The organism is Thioalkalivibrio sp. ALE25 (assembly GCF_000377285.1).
GTDB lineage: Bacteria > Pseudomonadota > Gammaproteobacteria > Ectothiorhodospirales > Ectothiorhodospiraceae > Thioalkalivibrio.
Window position 1 is genome coordinate 198,651 of record NZ_KB897929.1, and the last position, 21,659, is coordinate 220,309.

At 68.3% G+C, this 21,659-nt stretch carries 21 protein-coding genes, 1 other RNA gene and 1 pseudogene; 15 read left to right on the plus strand and 8 right to left on the minus strand.

Translation table 11 applies throughout. The features are described from left to right. Nucleotides 1–12: 12 nt before the first annotated feature. A complete protein-coding gene (locus tag C996_RS0106005; protein ID WP_018866550.1) occupies nucleotides 13–762 on the minus strand; it encodes a glutathione peroxidase in 750 nt (249 codons plus the stop codon). A 278-nt stretch (nucleotides 763–1,040) separates the two neighbouring features. Here C996_RS0106005 and ffs point away from each other — a divergent pair. From ffs to C996_RS0106030, 6 genes are all read left to right on the plus strand, one after another. Beyond that, nucleotides 1,041–1,137, plus strand: an RNA gene (ffs, locus tag C996_RS14145) — signal recognition particle sRNA small type. An 85-nt stretch (nucleotides 1,138–1,222) separates the two neighbouring features. Next, nucleotides 1,223–3,052 carry a DNA polymerase III subunit gamma/tau gene (gene dnaX / locus C996_RS0106010; RefSeq protein ID WP_018866551.1) on the plus strand — a complete coding sequence of 610 codons (1,830 nt, stop codon included), beginning with the start codon at nucleotides 1,223–1,225 and terminating at the stop codon, nucleotides 3,050–3,052. Between the two features lie 43 nt (nucleotides 3,053–3,095). Next, on the plus strand, nucleotides 3,096–3,422 hold the full coding sequence (locus C996_RS0106015) for a YbaB/EbfC family nucleoid-associated protein (RefSeq protein WP_018866552.1): 327 nt from the start codon (nucleotides 3,096–3,098) through the stop codon (nucleotides 3,420–3,422). A 22-nt stretch (nucleotides 3,423–3,444) separates the two neighbouring features. Then, on the plus strand, nucleotides 3,445–4,035 hold the full coding sequence (recR, locus tag C996_RS0106020) for a recombination mediator RecR (protein ID WP_018866553.1): 591 nt from the start codon (nucleotides 3,445–3,447) through the stop codon (nucleotides 4,033–4,035). Nucleotides 4,036–4,072: 37 nt separating this feature from the next. Continuing rightward, nucleotides 4,073–4,417 (plus strand): histidine triad nucleotide-binding protein, encoded by a 345-nt coding sequence (locus C996_RS0106025; RefSeq protein WP_018866554.1) that lies wholly within the window; start codon nucleotides 4,073–4,075, stop codon nucleotides 4,415–4,417. 30 nt (nucleotides 4,418–4,447) lie between these two features. Continuing rightward, nucleotides 4,448–5,254 carry a hypothetical protein gene (locus C996_RS0106030; RefSeq protein ID WP_369771469.1) on the plus strand — a complete coding sequence of 269 codons (807 nt, stop codon included), beginning with the start codon at nucleotides 4,448–4,450 and terminating at the stop codon, nucleotides 5,252–5,254. A gap of 232 nt (nucleotides 5,255–5,486) precedes the next feature. Here the strand turns inward: C996_RS0106030 and rsgA are convergent, their stop codons facing one another. The 3 genes from rsgA to C996_RS0106045 are packed head-to-tail and all read right to left on the minus strand — an operon-like array spanning nucleotide 5,487 to nucleotide 7,053. Further along, entirely contained in the window at nucleotides 5,487–6,383 is an 897-nt protein-coding gene (rsgA, locus tag C996_RS0106035; RefSeq protein ID WP_018866556.1) for a ribosome small subunit-dependent GTPase A, read from the minus strand. A gap of 21 nt (nucleotides 6,384–6,404) precedes the next feature. Next, nucleotides 6,405–6,740, minus strand: coding sequence for a 4a-hydroxytetrahydrobiopterin dehydratase (locus C996_RS0106040; RefSeq protein WP_018866557.1), 336 nt, complete (start codon nucleotides 6,738–6,740; stop codon nucleotides 6,405–6,407). Further along, complete coding sequence (locus C996_RS0106045) at nucleotides 6,733–7,053, minus strand: cytochrome c (protein ID WP_018866558.1); 321 nt, start codon at nucleotides 7,051–7,053, stop codon at nucleotides 6,733–6,735. The genes C996_RS0106040 and C996_RS0106045 overlap by 8 nt, the downstream gene beginning before the upstream one ends. Before the next feature lie 127 nt (nucleotides 7,054–7,180). Between C996_RS0106045 and orn the strand changes: the two genes are divergently transcribed. Then, nucleotides 7,181–7,744, plus strand: coding sequence for an oligoribonuclease (gene orn / locus C996_RS0106050; protein WP_018866559.1), 564 nt, complete (start codon nucleotides 7,181–7,183; stop codon nucleotides 7,742–7,744). 367 nt (nucleotides 7,745–8,111) lie between these two features. Then, nucleotides 8,112–8,336: pseudogene (locus tag C996_RS14760) on the plus strand (hypothetical protein). 288 nt (nucleotides 8,337–8,624) lie between these two features. Here C996_RS14760 and C996_RS0106060 read toward each other — a convergent pair. Both C996_RS0106060 and C996_RS0106065 read right to left on the minus strand, forming a co-directional pair. After that, the gene (locus tag C996_RS0106060; protein ID WP_018866561.1) at nucleotides 8,625–8,888 is read right to left on the minus strand and encodes a hypothetical protein; all 264 of its coding nucleotides are present in this window, start codon (nucleotides 8,886–8,888) and stop codon (nucleotides 8,625–8,627) included. A 59-nt stretch (nucleotides 8,889–8,947) separates the two neighbouring features. Beyond that, complete coding sequence (locus C996_RS0106065; protein ID WP_018866562.1) at nucleotides 8,948–10,036, minus strand: metal-dependent hydrolase; 1,089 nt, start codon at nucleotides 10,034–10,036, stop codon at nucleotides 8,948–8,950. Between the two features lie 95 nt (nucleotides 10,037–10,131). On the opposite strand from C996_RS0106065, the gene C996_RS0106070 reads away from it, so the two are divergent. After that, the gene (locus C996_RS0106070) at nucleotides 10,132–13,797 is read left to right on the plus strand and encodes a hydantoinase B/oxoprolinase family protein (protein WP_026279222.1); all 3,666 of its coding nucleotides are present in this window, start codon (nucleotides 10,132–10,134) and stop codon (nucleotides 13,795–13,797) included. 158 nt (nucleotides 13,798–13,955) lie between these two features. On the opposite strand, the gene C996_RS0106075 is transcribed toward C996_RS0106070, so the two are convergent. Then, a complete protein-coding gene (locus C996_RS0106075) occupies nucleotides 13,956–14,486 on the minus strand; it encodes a lipocalin family protein (protein ID WP_018866564.1) in 531 nt (176 codons plus the stop codon). An 88-nt stretch (nucleotides 14,487–14,574) separates the two neighbouring features. Then, the gene (locus tag C996_RS0106080; protein WP_018866565.1) at nucleotides 14,575–16,731 is read right to left on the minus strand and encodes a DUF1631 family protein; all 2,157 of its coding nucleotides are present in this window, start codon (nucleotides 16,729–16,731) and stop codon (nucleotides 14,575–14,577) included. A 145-nt stretch (nucleotides 16,732–16,876) separates the two neighbouring features. On the opposite strand from C996_RS0106080, the gene C996_RS0106085 reads away from it, so the two are divergent. The 6 genes from C996_RS0106085 to C996_RS0106110 form a co-directional block, all read left to right on the plus strand. Beyond that, nucleotides 16,877–17,914, plus strand: a complete 1,038-nt coding sequence (locus C996_RS0106085) for a cyclopropane-fatty-acyl-phospholipid synthase family protein (RefSeq protein ID WP_018866566.1) — start codon at nucleotides 16,877–16,879, stop codon at nucleotides 17,912–17,914. Between the two features lie 15 nt (nucleotides 17,915–17,929). Beyond that, nucleotides 17,930–18,691, plus strand: a complete 762-nt coding sequence (locus C996_RS0106090; protein WP_019592964.1) for a DUF1295 domain-containing protein — start codon at nucleotides 17,930–17,932, stop codon at nucleotides 18,689–18,691. Nucleotides 18,692–18,829: 138 nt separating this feature from the next. Beyond that, entirely contained in the window at nucleotides 18,830–19,600 is a 771-nt protein-coding gene (gene minC / locus C996_RS0106095; RefSeq protein WP_018866568.1) for a septum site-determining protein MinC, read from the plus strand. Between the two features lie 101 nt (nucleotides 19,601–19,701). Continuing rightward, on the plus strand, nucleotides 19,702–20,511 hold the full coding sequence (gene minD, locus C996_RS0106100; protein ID WP_018866569.1) for a septum site-determining protein MinD: 810 nt from the start codon (nucleotides 19,702–19,704) through the stop codon (nucleotides 20,509–20,511). A gap of 2 nt (nucleotides 20,512–20,513) precedes the next feature. Then, complete coding sequence (gene minE, locus C996_RS0106105; RefSeq protein ID WP_026142882.1) at nucleotides 20,514–20,771, plus strand: cell division topological specificity factor MinE; 258 nt, start codon at nucleotides 20,514–20,516, stop codon at nucleotides 20,769–20,771. Nucleotides 20,772–20,775: 4 nt separating this feature from the next. Further along, the coding region (locus C996_RS0106110; protein WP_018866570.1) for an NAD-dependent epimerase at nucleotides 20,776–21,659 on the plus strand (884 nt) is incomplete at its 3' end.

Consider the following 21,659-nt stretch of genomic DNA (forward strand, 5'->3'; position numbering starts at 1 on the left):
GGCAGGCAGGGTTTACGCCGCCTTCTTTTCGCGGGAGATCCACTCCTGCAGATCTTCCGAGCCGCCGATGCGGTGGCCGCCCACGAACACCTGCGGGACGGTCATCGCGCCGGTGGCGGCGCGCAGGCTGCGCAGGCTGGCGTCGCGGCCCAGGATGATCTCTTCGTAATCCAGGCCGGCGTTCTCCAGCATCTCCTTGGCGCTGGCGCAGTACGGGCAGCCCGGCTTGGTGAAGACGACCACGTCTTCGGGGCAGGCCGCATCCGGGGCGACGTGGGCGAGCATAGTGTCGGCGTCGGAGACGACGAAGGGGTCGCCCGGTTCGTCCGGCTCGATGAACTGCTTCTCGATCACGCCATCGCGCACCAGCATGGAGTAGCGCCAAGAGCGGTGGCCGAAGCCGAGGTCGCTCTTGTCGACCAGCATGCCCATCTGCTCGGTGAACTCGCCGTTGCCGTCGGCGATGAAGGTCACGCGGTCGGCCTGCTGGTCGGCCTGCCAGGCCTCCATCACGAAGCCATCGTTGACCGAGATGCAGACGATCTCGTCGATGCCGTGCTCCTTGAGCACCGGCGCCAGTTCGTTGTAACGCGGCACGTGGGCGGAGGAGCAGGTCGGGGTGAACGCGCCCGGCAGGGCGAAGACGATCACGTTGCGACCCTTGAACAGGTCGGCCGAGCGCACGTCGTGCCAGTCGTTGTCCTTGCGGCAGCGGAAGGTGACTTCCGGTACGCGCTGACCTTCGCGATTTTCGAGTTCCATGAGTTGTACTCCTTCAGTTGAGTGTTGATTGCCAGAGAAAAGATTTTGTTTTCGGCCGGGCCGATGCCCGACTACGGGACTCAAGATAAGGCCTGGCTAATGATTGATCCAGTGTTTCTTTTCTATTTGATCGTTAGTTTTGAGCTATCGTTGTGCCGGTCGCGGTGGTTACACCGATTCCATCGCATGGCCCCAAGGTTGACGCGTTCGCCGGAAATGCGGAAGCTTGCCGCCCCGATTCGGAAACGCCGAATCGCGGACCGCGTTATGGTGGTCCGTATCAGTCCCCTCGCGACGACAGGCTGTGAACCCCGCCAGGCCCGGAAGGGAGCAACGGTAGCAGCTGCGTCGGGCGCCGGGGTGTGGCGGGTGCGGGCCACCACCCTATTTCCCTGCGGCCCGGACCCCTGCGGTGATGCCCGCACCCGGGCGTGCACATGACTCGATCGACGGGGGAGGCATGAGTCACCAGGTTCTGGCCCGCAAGTGGCGTCCCTCGCGCTTCGAGGACCTGGTCGGGCAGCCGCATGTGGTGCGCGCCCTGGCCAATGCCCTCAGCGGCGATCGGCTGCATCATGCCTACCTGTTTGCCGGGACCCGCGGGGTGGGCAAGACCACCATCGCCCGCATCCTCGCGCGCTGCCTGAATTGCGAGACCGGCGTGACCGCCACGCCCTGCGGCGAGTGCCGCTCCTGCGTCGAGATTGCCGAGGGTCGCCATCTGGACCTGATCGAGGTGGATGCCGCCTCGCGCACCCGGGTGGACGACACCCGCGAGCTGCTGGACAACGTCTCCTATGCGCCGACCACCGGGCGTTTCAAGGTGTACCTGATCGACGAGGTCCACATGCTCTCCGAGAAGAGCTTCAACGCCCTGTTGAAGACGCTGGAAGAGCCGCCGGACCATGTGAAGTTCCTGCTGGCGACGACCGATCCGCAGAAGCTTCCGGTCACCGTGCTGTCGCGCTGCCTGCAGTTCAACCTGAAGCCGATGCCGCCGGCGATGATCGCCGAGCACCTGACGCGCATCCTCGCCGCCGAGGGGGTGGAGGCGGAGCCGGGCGCGCTGCTGCGCCTGGGCGAGGCGGCCGAGGGCTCGATGCGCGATGCGCTGAGCCTGACCGACCAGGCGATTGCCTATGGCGGTGAACGCCTGAGCGAATCCGATGCCTGCGACATGCTCGGGCTGCTCCCGCGCACCCGCCTGGCCGGCTTGCTGGATGCCGTGTTTGCCGGGGACGGCCCCGGCCTGCTGGCGGGACTGGCGGAGCTGGATGCCCTGGGCCCCGACTGGTCGCGGCTGCTGGATGAACTGGCCGCGCTGGTGCATCAGGTCGCCGTCCAGCAGGTGGCCGGCACGGCTCCCGGGGCGGGCGAAGAGGCGCTCGTCTGGGCCCGGGAGGCCGCCGACCGGGTCGACCCGGAGACGATCCAGCTGGCCTATCAGATCCTGGTGCACGGCGTACGCGATCTGCCCTACGCCCCGGACGCGCGCATGGGTGTGGAGATGACTCTGTTGCGGCTGCTGGCCTTCCGGCCGGAGCCGGTTCCCGGGCCTGCGGGCGAGTTCGGTGACACCCCGCCGCGTCGGCCGGCCGGTCCCGACGGGACCGCGCCGGCGCCGTCCACGCGCACCGCATCCCGGGCATCGGCGGCTTCCGCCAGTCCCCCGGCAACTGCCGCCGGCCCGACCGGGGGTGCCGGCGCCGCCAGCGCGCCGCCGTCACGCCCCCGTGAACAGGTGAACGAGCCGGCGCCGCCGGTGCCGCAGGCCGAGGCACCGGCCGGTGGCACCGCGCCGCGTCAGGCGCGCGAGGCGTCGCCTTCCACGGCCGGCCCTTCCGCGCCGGAGGCGGCTGCGCGGCCCGTCGCGGCGGATGGTGCTTTCGACTGGTACCGCTTCGCCGAGGGGCTGCCCATGGGCACGGTGCGCGAACTCGCCCGGCACGCCGAGCTGCGCGAGCATGGCGCGGAACGCGTGGTGATCGCGGTGGCCCCGGGCACACTGTGTACCGATCGTGCCAAGGGCCGGCTGAAGGATGCGCTGGAGAACGCCCTGGGCCACAGCCTGCGCCTGGAGATCGTCAACCAGTCCGAGCCTTCCGGGGAGACCCCCGCGGCCCGGCTTGCGGCGGCCTCGGCGGAGCGTCAGGCTAGCGCCGAGACGGCCATGCGCGAGGACCCGGTGGTCCAGGCGCTGGGCGAGGAATTTGGCGCCGAACTGGGGGCCGTGCGGATTCGCGAACCCGGCGAGGCCCCCTCGACCGGCGGCGCCACGCCAGACAAGTAACTGAACCAGAAACCGCCGCGTTGCGGGGCAGGAGATCGAACCGATGATGAAAGGTGGCATGGGCGGCCTGATGAAGCAGGCCCAGAAGATGCAGGAAGATATGCAGAAGGTGCAGGCCGAGCTGGCCGAGATGGAGATCGAGGGCCAGGCCGGTGGCGGGCTGGTCAGCGTGGTCCTGACCGGCAAGTACGCGGCGCGTCGGGTCAAGATCGACCCCAGCCTGTTCGAGGATGACCGCGACATGATCGAGGATCTGGTGGCCGCGGCCATCAACGACGCGGTGCAGAAGGTCGAATCGACTACGCAGGAGCGCATGGGCAGCCTGACCGAGGGCATGGGCCTGCCGGCGGGCATGAAGCTGCCGTTCTGACCGGCCGGGTCGGACGCGTCTGATGGATGCGGAACTGGACGAGCTGGTCCAGGCGCTGCGCTGTCTCCCCGGGGTCGGGGCGAAATCGGCACGGCGCATGGCCCTGCACCTGCTGGAGCGCGACCGCGAGGGCGCGCGGCGCCTGTCGCGGGCGGTCGACGACGCGGTCCAGCGTATCGGGCACTGTTCCGTCTGCCGCACGCTCACCGCGGCCGAAACCTGCAGTCGGTGTGCCGATCCGGAACGCGATTCGCGGGTGATCTGCGTGGTGGAAAGCCCCGGGGACGTGCTGGCGATCGAGTCGGCGACCGACTTCGGCGGGCGCTTTCATGTGCTCCTCGGGCGACTGTCCCCGCTGGACGGCATCGGCCCGGAAGAGCTGGGGCTGAACCGGCTGGAGGCGCGCCTGCAGGCCGAGGGCGTGGAAGAACTGATCCTGGCGACAAACACGTCGGTGGAGGGCGAGGTGACCGCCCATTACCTCGCGGAGATGGCGGCGCGCCACGGGGTGCGCACCACCCGGATTGCCCAGGGTATTCCCAGTGGTGGCGAACTGGAGTACATCGATGCCGGGACCCTGGCGCATGCGCTGTCGGGTCGGCGTGAATATTGATACGTGGTAATATTTTGACCGATACGGGAGTGGCGGCATGACCGATTGTGTGTTCTGCAGGATCGTGGCGGGGGAGATCCCGGCGAAGGTGGTCTTCGAGGACGACGCGGTGCTGGCCTTCGAAGACCTGAATCCGCAGGCCCCCGAACATGTGCTGGTGATCCCGAAAAAGCACATCGCCACGCTCAATGATCTGGACGCGGCCGACGCCCCGATCATCGGTCAGATGACCCGGGTGGCCGCGCAGATTGCACGCGATCGCGGATTTGCGGAAAACGGTTATCGAACCGTGATGAATTGCAACGAACACGGGGGCCAGACGGTCTACCATATACACATGCATGTCCTGGCCGGGCGTGCGCTGAGCTGGCCCCCGGGCTAGGCAAGAAGAACAACAATACGGATCACTGGTGTGACGCGACACGGACTGAACGGTGCAGCCCCGACGAACCCGCCTCAGGTGCAAGGCCTGGGGCGGGTTCGTCTGCGTGGGCCCCGTTCTTCGCTGGTCGCTGGAGTGCTGCTGGTCAGCGGGTTCGCGGTCGCAGCGGCGCCGGCCAGCGCGGACGACCGCTATTCGCTGCTGGCGTCGCCTCAGACGCAGGGGTTCGCGGGTCCGGATGCGGCGATCACCACGCTGCGCGGCGAACCGGAGACCGGTCGCGACAGCGATTCGCGCTACCGGCTGTCGGTCCGCAGTACCGGGGATGCCTCGATCCTCGACGATACCGACAATGCCTTCGCCAGCACGCGCCAGTTCGAGGCGGTGGGCGGTTACCACCAGGAGCTGGGCGGTGGTTTTGGCTACGGCCTGAATCTGGGGCTGGGCATGGAGACCCGGCCGGACTGGAACGACCTCGGCCCCGCCAGCGAGTCCACCGCGTATTTCACCGACTTCAGCTTCGGTCCGACCTTTGCCTCCGGTCGCTTCGACAGCCAGTTCCGGGTGGGGGTGCGCCAGCCCCTGTCCAGCGAGGCCCGTGACCTGGGCTTTGGCTATGGCACGCGCTATCGCGAGACGGGCCGTACTGCCGGTTACCTGAGCCTGGACGGCCGCCTGCGCCTGCAGAACCAGTCCGAGCTCTCCCTGAGCCTGTACTACGACGACTATTCGCTGAACTCGGCGGACAACTGGCTGGCCGATCGCCTCGAGTTCGAGGGTGCAAGCCGCGAGCCGACCTCCTCCGTCATCGGCGTCGAGATGGGCCTGACCTTCTGATCCCGGCCCCCGCCGCGACACCCTCCCACTGCTAGTCCGAAAAAACACTTCAAGAGCGTTAACAGGAAGTTGGGAAGGCTGGAAGAAATGCCCGTTTTAATGCGCTGAGCGGCGCCGGGGTCGTTCGCAGGGCTTACTCGAACAAGCGGTTTTTAATCCCTTTCCCTTCCAGTCTTCCCTTCTTCCTGTAAACCGATTTTTTGGTTTTCTTGTGCGCTACGTGGTGGAACCGTTACCCGCGGGCGCGGGTCTGGGCGGGAATCTCGGCGGCGAGTTCGTGCCAGGCGTGCAGGCGCTCCGCGGGGAGTTCGCCGGCGTCGATGGCGGCGCGAACCGCACAGCCCGGTTCGGTCTGGTGGCGACAGTCGCGAAAGCGGCAGGCCACCGCCCGTTCCGCGATGTCCGGGAAGCCGCGCTCCAGGGTATCCAGTGACGGGATCTCGGGCGTGAAGTCGCGCACGCCGGGCGAGTCGATCCAGGCACCCCCGTTGGCCAGCGGGTACCACTGCGCGGTGACCGTGGTATGGCGGCCCTCGCCGGAGGCGGCGAGATCGCCGGTGGCCGGCGCTATGGCGTCGGCGATCCCGTATTGATCGAGCAGGGCGGCCACCAGCGAGGACTTTCCGACGCCGGACTGACCAACCAGGATATTGGTGTGCCCGGCCGCGGCCGCCGCCAGTTCGTCCAGTCCATACCCCGTCCTGGCGGAGACGTACAGCGGATCGAGATCCAGTTCGCGATAGGCGGCCAGCCACTCGGGGGGCTCGGCGGGGCCGGTGTCCTGCTTGTTCACCAGCAGGCGCGGGCGCGCGGGGAGGTTCAGGATCGCGACCAGAAAGCGGTCGATCAAGTTACGCGACGGGGCGGGTTCCGGCGCGATCACGATCCATACGCAGTCGATGTTGGCGGCAATCACCTTGCGTCGCCCGAACCCGTCCCGCCGGACCAGGACGTTGTCGCGATCGAGCTGGCGCGCAACCTGTTCTCCCGCGGCGTCCAGCTCCACGCGGTCGCCACAGGCGAGGTCGCGGAAGCGCCGGTGCAGCCGCAGGCGTCGCGGCGGCTCGTGGTCCACCGCGATGTCGGCCATCTGGTTGTGGCGGGCGAAGACCCGGGCGACCCGGCTCAAGCCGGGACTCCCGGGCGGGGGTTACTCGAACAGGGCATCGATACGCGCGGCACAGATGAAGTCGTTCTCGCTCAGGCCGCCGATGGCATGGGTCGAGAATTCCACCGCGCAGCGGTTGAAGCCGACGGCCATGTCGGGATGGTGATCCTCGACATGGGCAATCCAGGCCACGGCGTTCACGAAGGCCATGGTCTCGTGGAAGTTCTTGAACTTGAAACTGCGCTGGATGCTCTTGCCGGCCTCGTCGATGCCCCAGCCGTCATGCAGTTGCTTAAGGGCGCGCTCCGCGTCCTCCCGCGGCATCGGGTCGGTGAAGCCCTCGCAGGACTGGCAGTGCTTGCTCTTGAGATCACTCATCGAACTGGTAGTACTCCGCGTTGAGATAGGCGACCACGGCGTTGACTTCGTCGTCGAACCAGTTGGTGCCAAGGTTGACGTTGCAGTTGTTGACCTGGGCGACCAGTTCGTCGTGCGAGCCGACCATGCGGTTGTCGCGGGTGTACAGCCCGGAGCCGTCGCCCCCGACCATGTCGGCATGGCAACTGATGCAGTTGTCGCTGTGCAGGTCCTGTCCCACGCGGATGTCGTCGGCCAGGGCCGTGCTCGCGCCGCCCAGGCTCAGCGCGAGCACGGTCGCGGCGGTGGCAATGCTGGTATGGGTATGTCGCATGCTTCCCTCCTTGTGGCGGGGGTTTGGGCCCGTGGTCACGAGCCCTGCAACCATGATGATAGACTCCTGCGACAGATGAAAGGGCAGCCAGCATGCAGGCGTGGGCTGTCCGCCAAGGAGGCACAAGATGGCCGTGAATGCCGAGAACCTGGTCTGGATCGACCTCGAAATGACGGGGCTGGAGCCGCAGACCGACCGAATCCTGGAGGTGGCCACCATTGTCACCGACAAGGAACTGAACATCCTCGCCGAGGGGCCGGTCATCGCGATCTACCAGCCGGCGGAGGTCCTGGAGGCGATGGACGAGTGGAACCAGCGCACCCACGGGACCTCGGGGCTGATCGAGCGTGTGCGCAACAGTTCGTCGGAGACCCGGGATGCGGAACAGGAGACCCTGGAATTTCTGGCGCAGTACGTGCCGAAGGGGGCCTCGCCGATGTGTGGCAATTCGATTTGTCAGGATCGGCGCTTCATGGCGCGGTTGATGCCGGAGCTGGAGCAGTACTTCCACTACCGCAATCTGGATGTCTCGACGCTGAAGGAGCTCGCGCGGCGCTGGGCGCCGGATGTGATCGCGCAGTTGCGCAAGAACGCTTCGCATCAGGCGCTGCAGGATATCCGCGACTCGATCGACGAACTCCGCCTGTATCGCGAGCGCTTTATCCAGCTGCCGCCGGCCTCGCAGCACTGATCTGCGACGTTTGCGGGGGCTTCGTTCGGCCGCCTGCCTTGTAGTGGCTGGTCCTGGTTCGGCATCGGGTGTTTACGGTGGCTTCGGTCCGCATACTGCCAGGCGCTGACTCGCCAGCGCGCCCCGAGTCACTTCTTTGCTCGTGCAAAGAAGTCACCAAGAAACACGCCCGACTGCCGCGACCCCGGCCCGCTGCGCGGGCCGGGGCTGCCCTCGCTCCGAGGGTTTTCGCGGGCGGCGCTGAACTCGCTACGCTGCGCTCCGCTCAGACATCCAGCGCCTTGTCTCCCGCGAAAACCCTCTCCACTCGGCGCGACGACAACGGGGGGTCAAGGTCAAGACAACGGCGGTTCTGACCTTTGTGCCAATGGATGGGGGCTGGGTCTGCCGACACCTGGGCACGCTCGGCCTGCGGCCGTTGCGTGCCGCGCCCGCGTAGCGGGCGCCAGGGGCTTTCGAGCGGCATTGCCTATGGTTAGGCGCAAACATGGTGATGCGTTCGGTTTTGACCTTCGCCTCCCGTATGGAGCCCCTCGCGGAGGGCGTGATGGGCCGGCCCGTTTTCCATAAATTCGGGGCGCTGGATGTCTGAGCGGAGCCGAAGGCGCAGCGAGTTCAGCGCCGCCGGCCCGAGAGCCCTGGAGCAAGGTTCCCGGGCGAAATCCGGGTGCCCTTCTTTGGGTACTTTCTTGGGCAAGCAAGAAAGTACCTCGGGGCGCGCTGGCGAGTCAGCGCCTGGCAGTATGCGGACCGGAGCCACCGTAAACACCGAGCGACGAACCAGGGCCAGCCACAACAAGGCAGGCGGCCGAACGAAGCCACCGTTACCAGCGAACGACGAACCAGGCCCGGATCGTCGTAGGCCCCCGCGCTTGGCGGATTAGCCGCGCGGCTTGAAGCCGGGCGGATGGCGCGCGATCCAGGCGACAAAGTCGCGGATCACCGGCTCGGTCAGCAGTGCGTCGCGTGTGTTCAGGCGCTCGGCCAGGACTTGCTCGTCGAAGTGCTTGTGAATGTGATCGTGGCAGGGACGACAGACCCAGAGAATGCGACCCTCGCGCTCCGCGCGGCTGAAGCGCCGCCGGATGCGCTTGCGCCGGTGCTGCTTGCGCGGAATCAGATGGTGGCGTGTCAGCGTATCCATCCGGCGCCCGCACAGCTCGCATCCGTGCAGGGGGCTGCCGTCGGGAGGGCCGGATCCGTTCACGGCGTCTGCTGGCGGAGGCGGCAGCGCGGCGGCGGCCGGGTGATGGCATAGTCCGGCTCGGCCAGGTCCATCAGACAGGGCGCTCCCTCCGGGTCGACAATGCGCGTGGCGATGGCGCGGATCGCATCGCCACGCAAGCCGGCCTCGCGGACCTGGCGGCTGGCGACGGGCTGCCATTCTCCATCGCGTTCCTCCGCGATCTCGAAGCCGAAGGGGAAGTAGCCGGGGGCGCCCAGACGCAGGTCGGTGACGACCAGCCGGTCGGGTTCGTCGTCACGCTCCGCACGATGGAAACGCAGGAAGTCGCCGGCGAACCACTGCAGGCGTTGCCCGTCCTCCAGGGCCAGCGCGGCATCCTCCAGATGGGCGCCGCGCTCGAAGACCTCGAAGTCCGGCCGGATGGGCTGATCGAGGATGCCGACCCAGGCCTCCAGGAAGTGGCCGTCGTCGATGACGGTGACGCGCCACAGGAGCAGGTTGAACGGGGTGGGCTGGATCATGCGCGGCTGGTCCTGCAGATCCATTGCGATCAGCGTGGGCTGGATGCGATGGTCGAGCCAGGCCTTCAGCGCGAGACCGGAACCGGCGTAGGCGGTGGACAGCACGAGTCCGGCGACCAGCAGGCGTGGCGCGAAACGGTAGAACAGGGCACCGATGGCCGCGACCAGCAGGGGCAGGGTGTAGAACGGGTCGATCACGAAGATGGAACCCGTGGACAGGGGGCCGACCGGCAGCGGCCAGAGCACCTGGGTGCCGTAGGTGGTCAGCAGGTCGTTCAGCGCGTGCGTGGCCCAGATCAGGAAGAAGAACAGCCACCAGCGGCCAAAGCCGATCTCCCGCGTCGCCGGGACCTTCGCCAGCAGCCCCGCGACACCGGTGGCCACCAGCAGCTGTACCAGCCAGGAGTGGGTAAAGCCCCGGTGGTGGATGAACTCGGATACCGCGTCCCCGTAAGCTATGAACGCATCCAGGTCGGGCAGCAGCGCAACGCCGGCCCCCAGCACTACGGCCTTGCGCCCCAGGCGGGAGCCGAGGACGAGGCCGCCGATCACGGCGCCGAGACTGGCGTGGGTAACGGGATCCATGCGTGATCATTCCTTCATTCAGAGGCTCGACGATTACCGAGCCTGCGACCGGGCCGCGGGGCGCGAGTTCGGGCGATCAAACCAGAGCGGTGGACATGACTCAAGCCACAGGGGCGAAAGACTGGCATTTCTGGGTGGACCGGGGCGGGACGTTCACCGACCTGGTCGCGCGTGATCCGACGGGGCGGCTGCATACCCGCAAGTTGCTGTCCGATAACCCGCAGGCGTATGCCGATGCGGCGGTACAGGGCATGCGCGACCTGCTCGGCCTCGATCCTGGCGCACCGATCCCCGAGGGGGTGATCCACGAGGTGCGCATGGGGACCACGGTGGCCACCAACGCCCTGCTCGAGCGCAAGGGGGAGCCCACCCTGCTGGTGATCACCGAGGGTCTGGAGGACGTGCTGGCGATCGGGCACCAGGCGCGGCCGGACCTGTTCGCGCGGGCCATTCGGCTGCCGTCGCCGGTGTATGCCCGCGTGGAACCGGTGCGCGAGCGGGTGAACGCGGCCGGGGAGGTCCTCCAGCCGGTGGATCTGGAGGCCCTGCGCCCGCGCCTGCAGGCGGCGCTGGAGGACGGGATTCGTGCGCTGGCGATTGTCTGCATGCACGGTTATCGCTATCCGGCGCATGAACAGGCTATCGCGGCACTCGCCCGCGAGATGGGGTTTGCCGAGGTGGCTGCCAGCCACGCGACCAGCCCGCTGATCAAGCTGGTACCCCGTGGCGAGACCACGGTGGTGGATGCCTATCTGTCGCCGGTGCTGGGCCGCTACGTGGAACAGGTCAGCACGGAACTAGGCGATGTGCCCCTGCGCTTCATGCAGTCGCATGGCGGGCTGGTGGATGCGGCGCCGTTTCGCGGGCGAGACGCGATCCTTTCGGGGCCGGCCGGCGGGATCGTCGGGGCGCTGAAGACCGCCGCGCCGCTCGGCTTCGAGCGCCTGATCACCTTCGACATGGGCGGGACTTCCACGGACGTCGCGCACCTGGCCGGCGAGCTGGAACGCCGCCAGGAGAGCGAGGTGGCCGGTGCCCGCCTGCGCGTGCCGATGCTGGACATCCACACTGTCGCGGCGGGCGGCGGCTCGGTTTGTCGCTTCGACGGCATCCGCCTGCGGGTCGGGCCGGAGTCGGCCGGGGCGCAGCCGGGGCCGGCCTGCTATGGCCAGGACGGGCCGCTGACGGTGACCGACTGCAACGTGCTGCTGGGGCGCCTGCGCCCCGAGTATTTCCCGGCGGTGTTCGGTCCCGGGCGCGACCGGCCGCTGGATCCGGAACCGGTCCGCCGACAGTTCGATGCGCTGGTGGAGGCCGTCCGTTCCGCGACCGGGGAGGCGGCGACGCCGGAAGGGCTGGCCGAGGGGCTGTTGCAGATTGCGGTGGAGCACATGGCCCAGGCCATCAAGACCATCTCGGTGCAGCGCGGCCACGATGTGTCGCGCTACGCCCTGGTGTGTTTCGGCGGCGCGGGCGGGCAGCATGCCTGCCGGGTGGCGGAGCAGCTGGGCATGGAACACATCCTGTTCCATCCGCTGGGCGGGGTGCTGTCGGCCTACGGCATGGGGCTGGGCGAGCTGCGCGCCCTGCGCGAGCGCAGCCTGGAATGGCCGCTGGACGAGGCGCATGCCGAGGCGATCGATGCGGCGCTGGAGGATCAGGCCGGCGCGGCGGCCGCGGCCTTGGCGGAGCAGGGCGTGGCCGCGGACGCCATGCGCATTGAGCGGCGCCTGCATCTGCGGCTGGCGGGGTCGGATACCGCGCTGGAGGTGCCGGCCGGTTCGCCCGAGGCACTGATGGAGGCCTTCGCCGCCGCCTGGCGCGGGCGGTACGGCTTCGCGCCGCCGGATCGTCCGCTGGTGGTGGCGGTCGCGGCGGCCGAGGCGATCGCGACCAGCGCCGGGGAGTCGATGGCCAAGCCGGAGGCATGCCCCGATGCGGTGCCCGCACCCCAGGCGGATACGGTATCGCTGCGGGTGGCCGGCGAGTGGCGCGATGTCCCGCTGTACCGGCGCGAGGCGCTGTGCCCCGGGATGACCCTGGCGGGGCCGGCGCTGGTGATCGAGGCCACCGCGACACTGGTGCTGGAGCCGGGCTGGTCCGGGTGCATCGAGCACGAGGGCACGCTGCGCCTGGAGCGCGAGGCCGACGCTGACCGGCGCGCGCAGCCGGCGGCCAGTGATCCGGCCGCGATACCGCGCGATCCGGTCCTGCTGGAGGTCTTCAACAACCGCTTCATGGCGATTGCCGACCAGATGGGCTTTACTCTGCGCAACACTGCGCACTCGGTGAACATCAAGGAGCGCCTGGACTTCTCCTGCGCGTTGTTCGATGCCCGGGGCCAGCTGGTGGCCAACGCCCCGCACATGCCGGTGCACCTGGGTTCGATGGGTGCCAGCGTGCGCGCGGTGGTCGCGGCCGCCGGCGCCGAGCTGCGCCCGGGGGATGCCTGGGTGCTGAACGATCCCTACAACGGCGGGACCCATCTGCCGGACATCACGGTGGTCACGCCGGTGTTCGTGGGGCCCGGCGGCGTGGTGACCGAAGACCCGGAGGCCGAGGTGGCTGCCCCGGCGTTCTTCGTGGCCTCGCGCGGGCATCACGCGGACGTCGGCGGCATCACGCCCGGCTCCATGCCGGCCTTCTCCCGTCGACTGGAGGAGGAGGGGGTGCTGATCCCGCCGACCCGGCTGGTCCGTGACGGGCGCTTTGCCACGTCGCTCCTGCGGGACGTCCTGGCCTCGGGTGACTGGCCAGCCCGCAACCCCGACCAGAATCTGGCGGACCTGGAGGCCCAGGTGGCGGCCAATCGCAAGGGACTGGAGGAGCTGGGCCGGCTGCTGGACGAGTATGGCGTGCCGACCGTCACGGCCTACATGCAGCACGTACAGGACAATGCCACCGAGGCGGTCGAGCGGCTGATCCCGAGTCTGGAGGGCGGTACGTTCCAATATGCGCTGGACAACGGCGCCGAGATTCGGGTGGCCGTCACGCGTGATCCGGGGGCACGCCGCCTGCGGATCGACTTCGCGGGGACCTCGCCGGCCCGCGAGGACAATTTCAATGCCCCGGGCTCCATCGTGCGGGCGGCGGTGCTGTACGTGCTGCGCACGTTGCTGGAAGACGAGATCCCGCTGAATGATGGCTGCCTGGCGCCGGTGGACCTGGCGATCCCGGAGGGCTGCCTGCTGAATCCGGTGCCGCCCGCCGCCGTGGTCGCCGGGAACGTCGAGACCTCGCAGGTGGTGACCGATGCGCTGTTCGGGGCCCTGGGCGTGCAGGCCGCGGCTCAGGGCACGATGAACAACCTGACCTTTGGCGATGCCGGGCGGCAGTACTACGAGACGATCGCCGGCGGTGCCGGGGCCGGTCCCGGGTACGAAGGGGCCAGCGCCGTACAGACGCACATGACCAACTCCCGCCTGACCGACCCCGAGGTGCTGGAGAGTCGTTTCCCGGTGCGGGTGGAGCGATTCGGCTATCGCCGGGGCTCCGGTGGCGGCGGACGGTACCGCGGTGGCGATGGCGTGATCCGCCGACTGGGCTTCGATGCGCCGATGGAGGTGGTGCTGCTGGCCAACCGGCGCCGCGTGCCACCGTTCGGGCTGGCCGGGGGCGAGCCCGGGGCGCCGGGCGAGGACGTGATCCTGCGTGCGGATGGCGGCCGCGAGCCGCTGGCGGGCTGCGACCGTCGCGAGGTGGGCCCGGGGGATGCAGTGGAGATCCATACGCCTGGCGGGGGCGGCTACGGTCGCGGGTAGGGTCCGGCCACCGCCCTTGGCGTCCGGTGCTCGGCCTTCGGGCCCTTGGAGATCGACGCGGCGGGCCGTGCGATGACAGGGAACCGTCCGGTCGGTCATTGCGAGGCGCCGCAGGCGCCGTGGCAATCTCCCGTTTCTCGCCCGGCGTCAGCGCACGTTCAATCCCAGCGCTGGGGTACGCGCTGGATCTCGTCGGTGTCGTAGCCCAGTTCGTCGAGGCGGGCGAGGATGGCCTGGTAGTCCTCCTCGGCCATCTCCGGTTCGCGTGCCATGATCCAGACGTAGTCGCGCTTGCTGCGGCCGATCACGGTCTGGCTGTAATCCTCGTCGAGGTAGACGATCAGGAACTCGGCCTTGAATGGCCACAGAAAGCGCATGCCCCATTCGGCGTTGTCCTCGCTCTTCACGAAGCCGGTGGGGTTGTATTCGCGGCGCGGGCCGTCGAAGCCGCCCTTGTTGAACGAGAAGGTGGTGGCAATGGTGCCGTCCTCGTTGAGGGCGTACTGCTCCAGGGCGTTATAGGCGTCGCGCTCGAGGAAGGTCGGGATGTTGGCGATCACGTACCAGTCGCCCATGTAGCGGTCGAGATCCACGTGATCCACGGTGGGCATCTTCTGCGGGGTGCTGCATCCGGTCATCAGGATCCCCAGTACCAGGCCCGCGCAAAGGGCCGCCAGTGAGCGTGTCATCGTCGTCTTCCCGGGTGGCGTCGGGAAATGGACCACGGGGGCGTGAAAAAGGTCCGGCCCGGCGACGGATTCCCCGGAGGGGCGGGCCTCAGGCGGTCTGACCGAGGCGCTGGTCCATCAGGTGGTCGAACAGGGATTCCTCGGGGATGATCTGGGCGCGTCCGCTGCGGAATTCATGGGCCAGTCCCTGAATGCTGTGCTGGCGCTTGGCGCGGCCGGCGGCATCGGTGAACAGCAGCCGTCCGGCGTGACTGCCGCGCCAGACCAGCTTCATCCGGGTGACCTTGGTGCCCGCAGGCGAGGTGAACTGGATCCAGGTGCCGGAAACCAGGTTGTCGGCGTATTCGACGTGCTCGTCGTCGTGATCGCGCATCAGGGACGGGTCGTCGTCGGCATGACGCGGCGAGGTGCCGAACACCGAGCTCGACCGGCTGCCGGCCCGTTTCCGGGCCTGTTCCATGCGCTCGTCTGCGGCCGCCGTTTCGTCGGACGACCCGGTCGCTGGACTGATGTCGGGCTTGGTCGGCTCGGCGGGCGTGGAGCGGCGTTTTCCGGCGGCCACCAGGTGGGCACTGACCAGGTCCTGCTTGATGCGGGCCCGTTCCTCCTTGGACAGGGGGGCCTTGTCGAGAAAGGCGCGGATGCGGGCCAGGAGGGGGGCCGAGGCCTGAAAATCCGGCTCGGCCTGCATCAGGGCCAGGAGTTCGTGCAGCAGGGCCATGCCGTCGTTATCGGCCTCCGTGTCTCCCGCGGCTTCGGCTCCGGTGCTTTCGCTCCCATCCCCGGCATCTGTCTCCGCCGTCTTTTGCGCGGTCATCAGCGGGACCCAGGCATCCATCAGCTGCTCGCGGGCCTCGTCCGGGATGTCCTGCCCCATGGAGATCACGGTGCGCTCGACCGTGGATTCCACGTTGTAGGTGATCTCCAGCGTGCGTTCTTCCTGTTGCGCCTCGGCCTGTTCACTGGCTGCCTGATGGGCGATCTGTTCCTCGACTTCTGCGAGGTCGTCCCGCAGTCGCGCGAGCGCCTGGTCGTAGGCGTCGCTGTCGCCAAGGCCCTCGTTGCGCACGCGTTCCACGTTCTCGAAGACCAGACGGCTAAGCGGCAGCTGGCGAGCCTCGTCCAGCGGCAGGTCGGGGTCGATGCGCAGGGCGATGTTCAGCAGCAGCCCGGTCATTTGCCGCGCGGGGTGGCCGCGGTCACGGAAAAAGTGCGTCTCGCGCATGGCGATCCGTACCAGCGGGAGCTGGAGATCCGACAGCGGTTCGCGCAACGCGGGATTGAGGTCGTCGCGCTTCAGGATCATGTCGAACAGGCCCTGAAGCAGGTCCATCACGAAGGGTTCCAGGGTGCTGGGCGAGGCACTGTTCAGCACGGTGGTGACCGCATCCGCCGGCGAGCCGTAACCAGCCCCGGCCGCTGGCGCCCCTCCGGCGGCCGCGACGACCTGGCCGGCGACCGGGACCTGGTAGCCGAACTGCGCCCAGTTGCCCGCGGCGCCGGCGGCGGGCGCAGTCGCACCCGCACCCGCACCCGCACCCGCAGGTGGCGGTCCGCCACCGCCGGGAGCACCCTGCGGCACGGGACCCGTCGCCGTGGCCGCGCCCGGATGGGGGCGGGTGCCGGCCCGTGCCTCGGGCACCGTGAAACCCGCATCGCGGAAGGCCTGCAGCAGCGCCTGCATTTCCGGCTGCAGTTCCCGGACCACGTCGCGGTCGAACCAGTGCAGCAGGAGCAGGCAGTCTTCCGGCGGCAGGGGCACGGCCTCGAGCGCTTCCAGGAAGGCCTCGCCCAGGGCATGCGGGTGCCACGGGGCGTCCTCGGGCGCGGGCGCCAGGTGGTAATCCCGAGTGACGGTCTCCAGGGCATCGATCTCCGCCGCCATCACCGAGCGCGCGCCGGTGACCAGCTTGCGCAGGGCCACCTCGCGCTCGGTATCGGCGGCGTCCATCAGGCTCAGTTCGTGCTCGCCTGCCGCCTCGGTGTCGTCGGCGTCCTCGGGTGTGACTGCACTGTGAAGTCGGTCACGAAAATGCTGGAGGATGGCGGCGCTGGCCATGCGGATCTGGCGCGACAGGGCGAGGTTCTGGGCCGCGCGCTGGGAGTCGATCGCGCGCTCGGAGGCCTCCATCAGGCGGTCGTCGAGTTCGCCCAGAAAGGTCTCGAGGCGCGTCTGGACGCCCTTGGAGAAGGGGCCCCAGACGCGATGCAGGGTTCGGGCCGGAATCCGGTGACGTTGCGCCATGATCGCTATGTATCTGGTCCAGGCCACAATCTAGCACCCCTGCGGCCGCGGGTGTGACCGTCCATGCCGCCTTGGTGCGCGTCGGGCGGGGAACCGCCCGCGGATACCCGGGTCAACCTTGCATCGACGCGGGGGACCTTCATTCATGCAGCAGATGATCGAGTGGGCGGAGCAGGGACGACTGCCGGATACGTTTGTGCGCGCGGGCATTCGTCGCCTGCTGGCCGAACGCTTGCGCGAAAGCGGTGCGCCGGCCGAGGAGGCGATGGAACGGCGCTATGCGCTGATCGAGGCGATGCGCAAGGCGCCCGTGGCGTTGTCGACCGAGGTGGCGAACGAGCAGCACTACGAGGTGCCCACCGAGTATTTCGAGCGCTGTCTGGGGCCGTGGCTGAAATATTCCTGTGCCTGGTGGCCCGACGGTGTGAATGACCTGCGTGCGGCCGAGGCGGGCATGCTGCAACTGACCTGCGAGCGGGCCGGTCTGGAGAACGGGCAGCAGGTGCTGGAGCTGGGTTGTGGCTGGGGGTCGCTGTCCCTGTGGATGGCGGAACAGTATCCGCAGTCCCGCATTGTGTCGGTGTCCAATTCCGCGACCCAGCGGGCCTCCATCGAGGCGCGCCGGGATGCGCGCGGACTGGACAACCTGACGATCGTGACCGCCGACATGAATGACTTTGCCCCGGAGCAGACGGGGTTCGACCGGGTGGTCTCGGTGGAGATGTTCGAGCACATGCGCAACTGGCCGGAGCTGCTGCGGCGCATTTCGACCTGGCTGCGACCGGGCGGACAGTTCTTCATGCATGTATTCGCCCATCGCGAGTTTGCCTACTTCTTCGAGAGCGAGGGCGCCCACGACTGGATGGGGCAATACTTCTTCCGTGACGGGCTGATGCCGGCGGACGACCTGGCGCGGCACTTCCAGGACGACCTGCGGGTGGTCCGCCAGTGGCGGGTGAACGGCCAGCACTACGCGCGCACCCTGAACGCCTGGCTGAGCCGTCAGGACGCCGCGCGGAACGAGCTGATGCCGCTGTTCGAGCAGACCTACGGGAAGCAGGACGCGGCGCTGTGGTTCCAGCGCTGGCGCATGTTCTACATGGCCTGTGCCGAATTGTTCGATTATCGCGGCGGCAACGAGTGGTTCGTGTCGCACGTCCTGTTCACGCGACCCGAGGCCTGAGCCGTGGCGGGCTGGATGCTGTTCCTCGCCGGGCTGGCCGCGGCGCTGCTCCTGATGACGGGGGTCTGGGCGGCGAGTGTCGCCCGCCGCGACGCCAGCCTGGTGGATCGTTACTGGGGGCTGGGCTTCGTGCTGGTCACGCTGGTGTGGTGGGGGCTGTCCGGCTGGCCGCCGCAGGGGCTGTGGATCGTGGTCCCGGTGCTGTTGTGGGGTGTGCGCCTGTCCGCCTTCATTACCTGGCGCAACTGGGGCCATGGCGAGGACGGGCGCTACACCGACATGCGCGCCGGTCGCAGCGAAACGGCCTTCGCCGCCCGCAGCCTGGTGACCATCTTCTGGCTGCAGGGGGGGCTGGTGGCCGTGATCGGCCTGCCGATGCTGGCGGTGATACAGGCGGATGGCCTGTGGTGGCCGCTGGCTGTCGCCGGGCTTCTGGCCTGGGCCGTCGGGTTGTGGTTCGAGGCGGTGGCCGACGCCCAGATGGCGCGCTTCCGCCGCGACCCGGGTAACCGCGGGCAGGTAATGGATCGCGGGCTTTGGCGCTACAGCCGCCATCCCAACTACTTCGGCGAGATCGTGGTCTGGGTCGGGTTCGGCATGCTGGCCCTGGCCGCCGGGGGCTGGTGGGCCGTCCCGTCGGCGGTGCTCATGATCCTGCTGATCCTGCGTGTGTCCGGCGTCACGTTGCTGGAACGACGCCTGCACAAATCGCGTCCCGGGTACGCGGACTACGTGCGGCGCACCAACACGCTGATCCCGGGTCCGCCACGCCCCTGAACTGCGGGTGGCAACGGGCCCGGATCCCTTGCCGTGCTTTCCCCCTCCGCGCTATAAAGCGCACGTCCCGCCGGGCGGTTTCGCCGCCGGGCGCAGCCTTCATTGATGCAGCCAACCGCGAGCGAGTCGATCGATCCAATGAGTGCGACCCCGAGTTCCGTCCAGGCCATTGAGCTGAAAGGGCGCATGATGCTGGTCTCCGTGCTGCGCGTGTACCAGACCGATCCGCAGGTCCTGGGCGAGGTACTGGCGGCGCGGCGCGAGCAGGCCCCGGAGTTGATGCGCGACATGCCGATCGTGCTCGATCTGGAGGCGGTGGCCGAGAGCCCGGAGTCGGATCTGCAGGCGACCATCGAGCGCGTGCGCGCCGAGGGCTTCAAGCTGATCGGGCTGCAGGCCGGCGAGGTCGCCGAGCGGCTGCAGAGCTACGCCGAACTGTTCGATGTCCTGCCGGTACTGCAGCTGGGCGGGCGCGGCGGTGCGCCCACCGGCGAGGTGTCGCTGGAGGACGAGACCCCGGCGCCCGAGCGGGCCGACGAGGCGCAGGAGAAGAGCGCACCGGCCGAGGTCGCGGCCGTCCACAGCGCGACCCGTATCGTCGATCAGCCTGTGCGCTCCGGGCAGCAGATCTATGCCCGTGGCGGCGACCTGATCGTGACCGGCGCGGTCTCGCCGGGGGCCGAGTTGCTGGCCGACGGGCACATCCATGTGCTGGGGCCGTTAAGAGGGCGTGCGCTGGCCGGGGTGCGTGGCCTGGTGACGGCGCGTATCTTCTGCCGGCGTCTGGATGCCGAGCTGCTGTCCATCGCCGGGCATTACCGGATCGCCGAGGACATCACGGAAGCCGAGCGTGGCGAGAATCGGCTGGTGACACTGGACGGCGAAAGCCTCAAGATCGCGGAGATCTGAACGGCGGCCCGCGGGGCGGCCGGCCACGACATGACAGGAACCCGTCCGCCTGTCCCGGGCACTGCCGGGTACCGGCAAGACGACAAGGAGCTGCAGCCAACATGGCACGTATCGTAGTGATTACCTCGGGCAAGGGCGGGGTGGGCAAGACCACCACCTCGGCCGCGATTGCCACCGGCCTGGCCCTGCGCGGTCACAAGACCGCCGTGATCGACTTTGACGTGGGTCTGCGCAACCTCGACCTGATCATGGGGTGCGAGCGGCGCGTGGTGTACGACTTCGTCAACGTGATCAACGGCGACGCCAACCTGAAGCAGGCCCTCATTCGCGACAAGCGGGTGGACAACCTGTACATCCTCCCGGCCTCCCAGACCCGCGACAAGGACGCCCTGACCCAGGACGGCGTGGAGCGGGTGCTGAACGAATTGTCCGAGGATTTCGAGTACATCGTCTGTGACAGCCCGGCCGGCATCGAGCGTGGCGCCCTGATGGCTGCGTATTTCGCCGACGAGGCGATCGTGGTGACCAACCCCGAGGTCTCCTCGGTGCGCGACTCCGACCGTATCCTGGGGATCCTGGCGAGCAAGACGCGGCGGGTGGAGCAGGGCGGCGAACCGATCGAGGGCAAGCTGCTGCTGACGCGCTATTCGGCCGAGCGCGCCGAACGTGGCGAGATGCTGAGCATCGAGGACGTCGGCGAGATCCTCGCGATCGAGCTGCTCGGTGTGATCCCGGAATCCCAGGCGGTGCTGAATGCCTCCAACGCCGGCCAGCCGGTGGTGCTGGACGAGGAGTCCGACGCCGGGCAGGCCTACCAGGATGCGGTCGCGCGCTTCCTGGGCGAGGAACGCCCGCTGCGGTTTGTCGACGTACCGAAGAAGGGCTTCTTCGGGCGCCTGTTCAAGGGGTGATCATGGGGATCTTCGATTACTTCCGCCAGCCGCGGCAGAAGAGCGCGAGTGTCGCCAAGGAACGCCTGCAGATCATCGTGGCGCGCGAGCGCGCGGCGCGTTCCGGGCCCGATTACCTCCCGGCGATGCAGCAGGAACTGCTCCAGGTGATCCGCAAGTATGTGCAGGTCGATGACGACGCGGTGCAGATGAATGTGGATCGCGAGGGGGACTGCGAGGTCCTCGAGCTGAACATCACCCTGCCGGACGACAAGGAATAGCACGATGAAAGTGCTCATCACCGGCTCGGCCGGCTTTATTGGCAGCGCGCTCAGCCTGCGCCTGCTGGAGCGCGGCGACGAGGTGATCGGCGTCGACAACCTGAATGACTACTACGACGTCTCGCTGAAGGAGGCGCGCCTGGCGCGCACTCAGGACCACCCGAGCTATACCGAGGTGCGCGAGGACATCGCCGACCGCGCGGCGATGGAGCGGGTGTTCCGCGAGCATCGCCCGCAGCGGGTGGTGAACCTGGCGGCCCAGGCCGGGGTGCGCTACTCGCTGGAGAACCCGGCGGCCTATGTCGACACCAACCTGGTCGGCTTCGGCAACATCCTGGAGGGCTGCCGCCACAACGGCGTGGAGCACCTGGTCTACGCCAGCTCCAGTTCGGTCTATGGCGCCAACACCACCATGCCGTTCTCGGTGCACGACAACGTCGATCACCCGCTGAGCCTCTACGCCGCGAGCAAGAAGGCCAACGAGCTGATGGCGCACACCTACAGCCACCTCTACGACCTGCCGGTGACGGGCCTGCGCTTCTTCACCGTCTACGGCCCCTGGGGCCGCCCGGACATGGCGCTGTTCCTGTTCACGAAGAAGATCCTGGCGGGCGAGCCGATCGACGTCTTCAACTACGGGCACCACCGGCGCGACTTCACCTATATCGACGACATCGTCGAGGGCGTGATCCGCACCCTGGATCACGTGGCGCCGCGCAACCCCGAGTGGAGCGGGGCCGAGCCGGATTCCGCCACCAGTGCCGCGCCCTATCGGCTCTACAACATCGGCAACCACGAGCCGGTGGAGCTGATGCGCTACATCGAGGTGCTGGAGGACTGTCTGGGCCGGAAGGCCGAAAAGAACCTCCTGCCGCTGCAGCCGGGGGA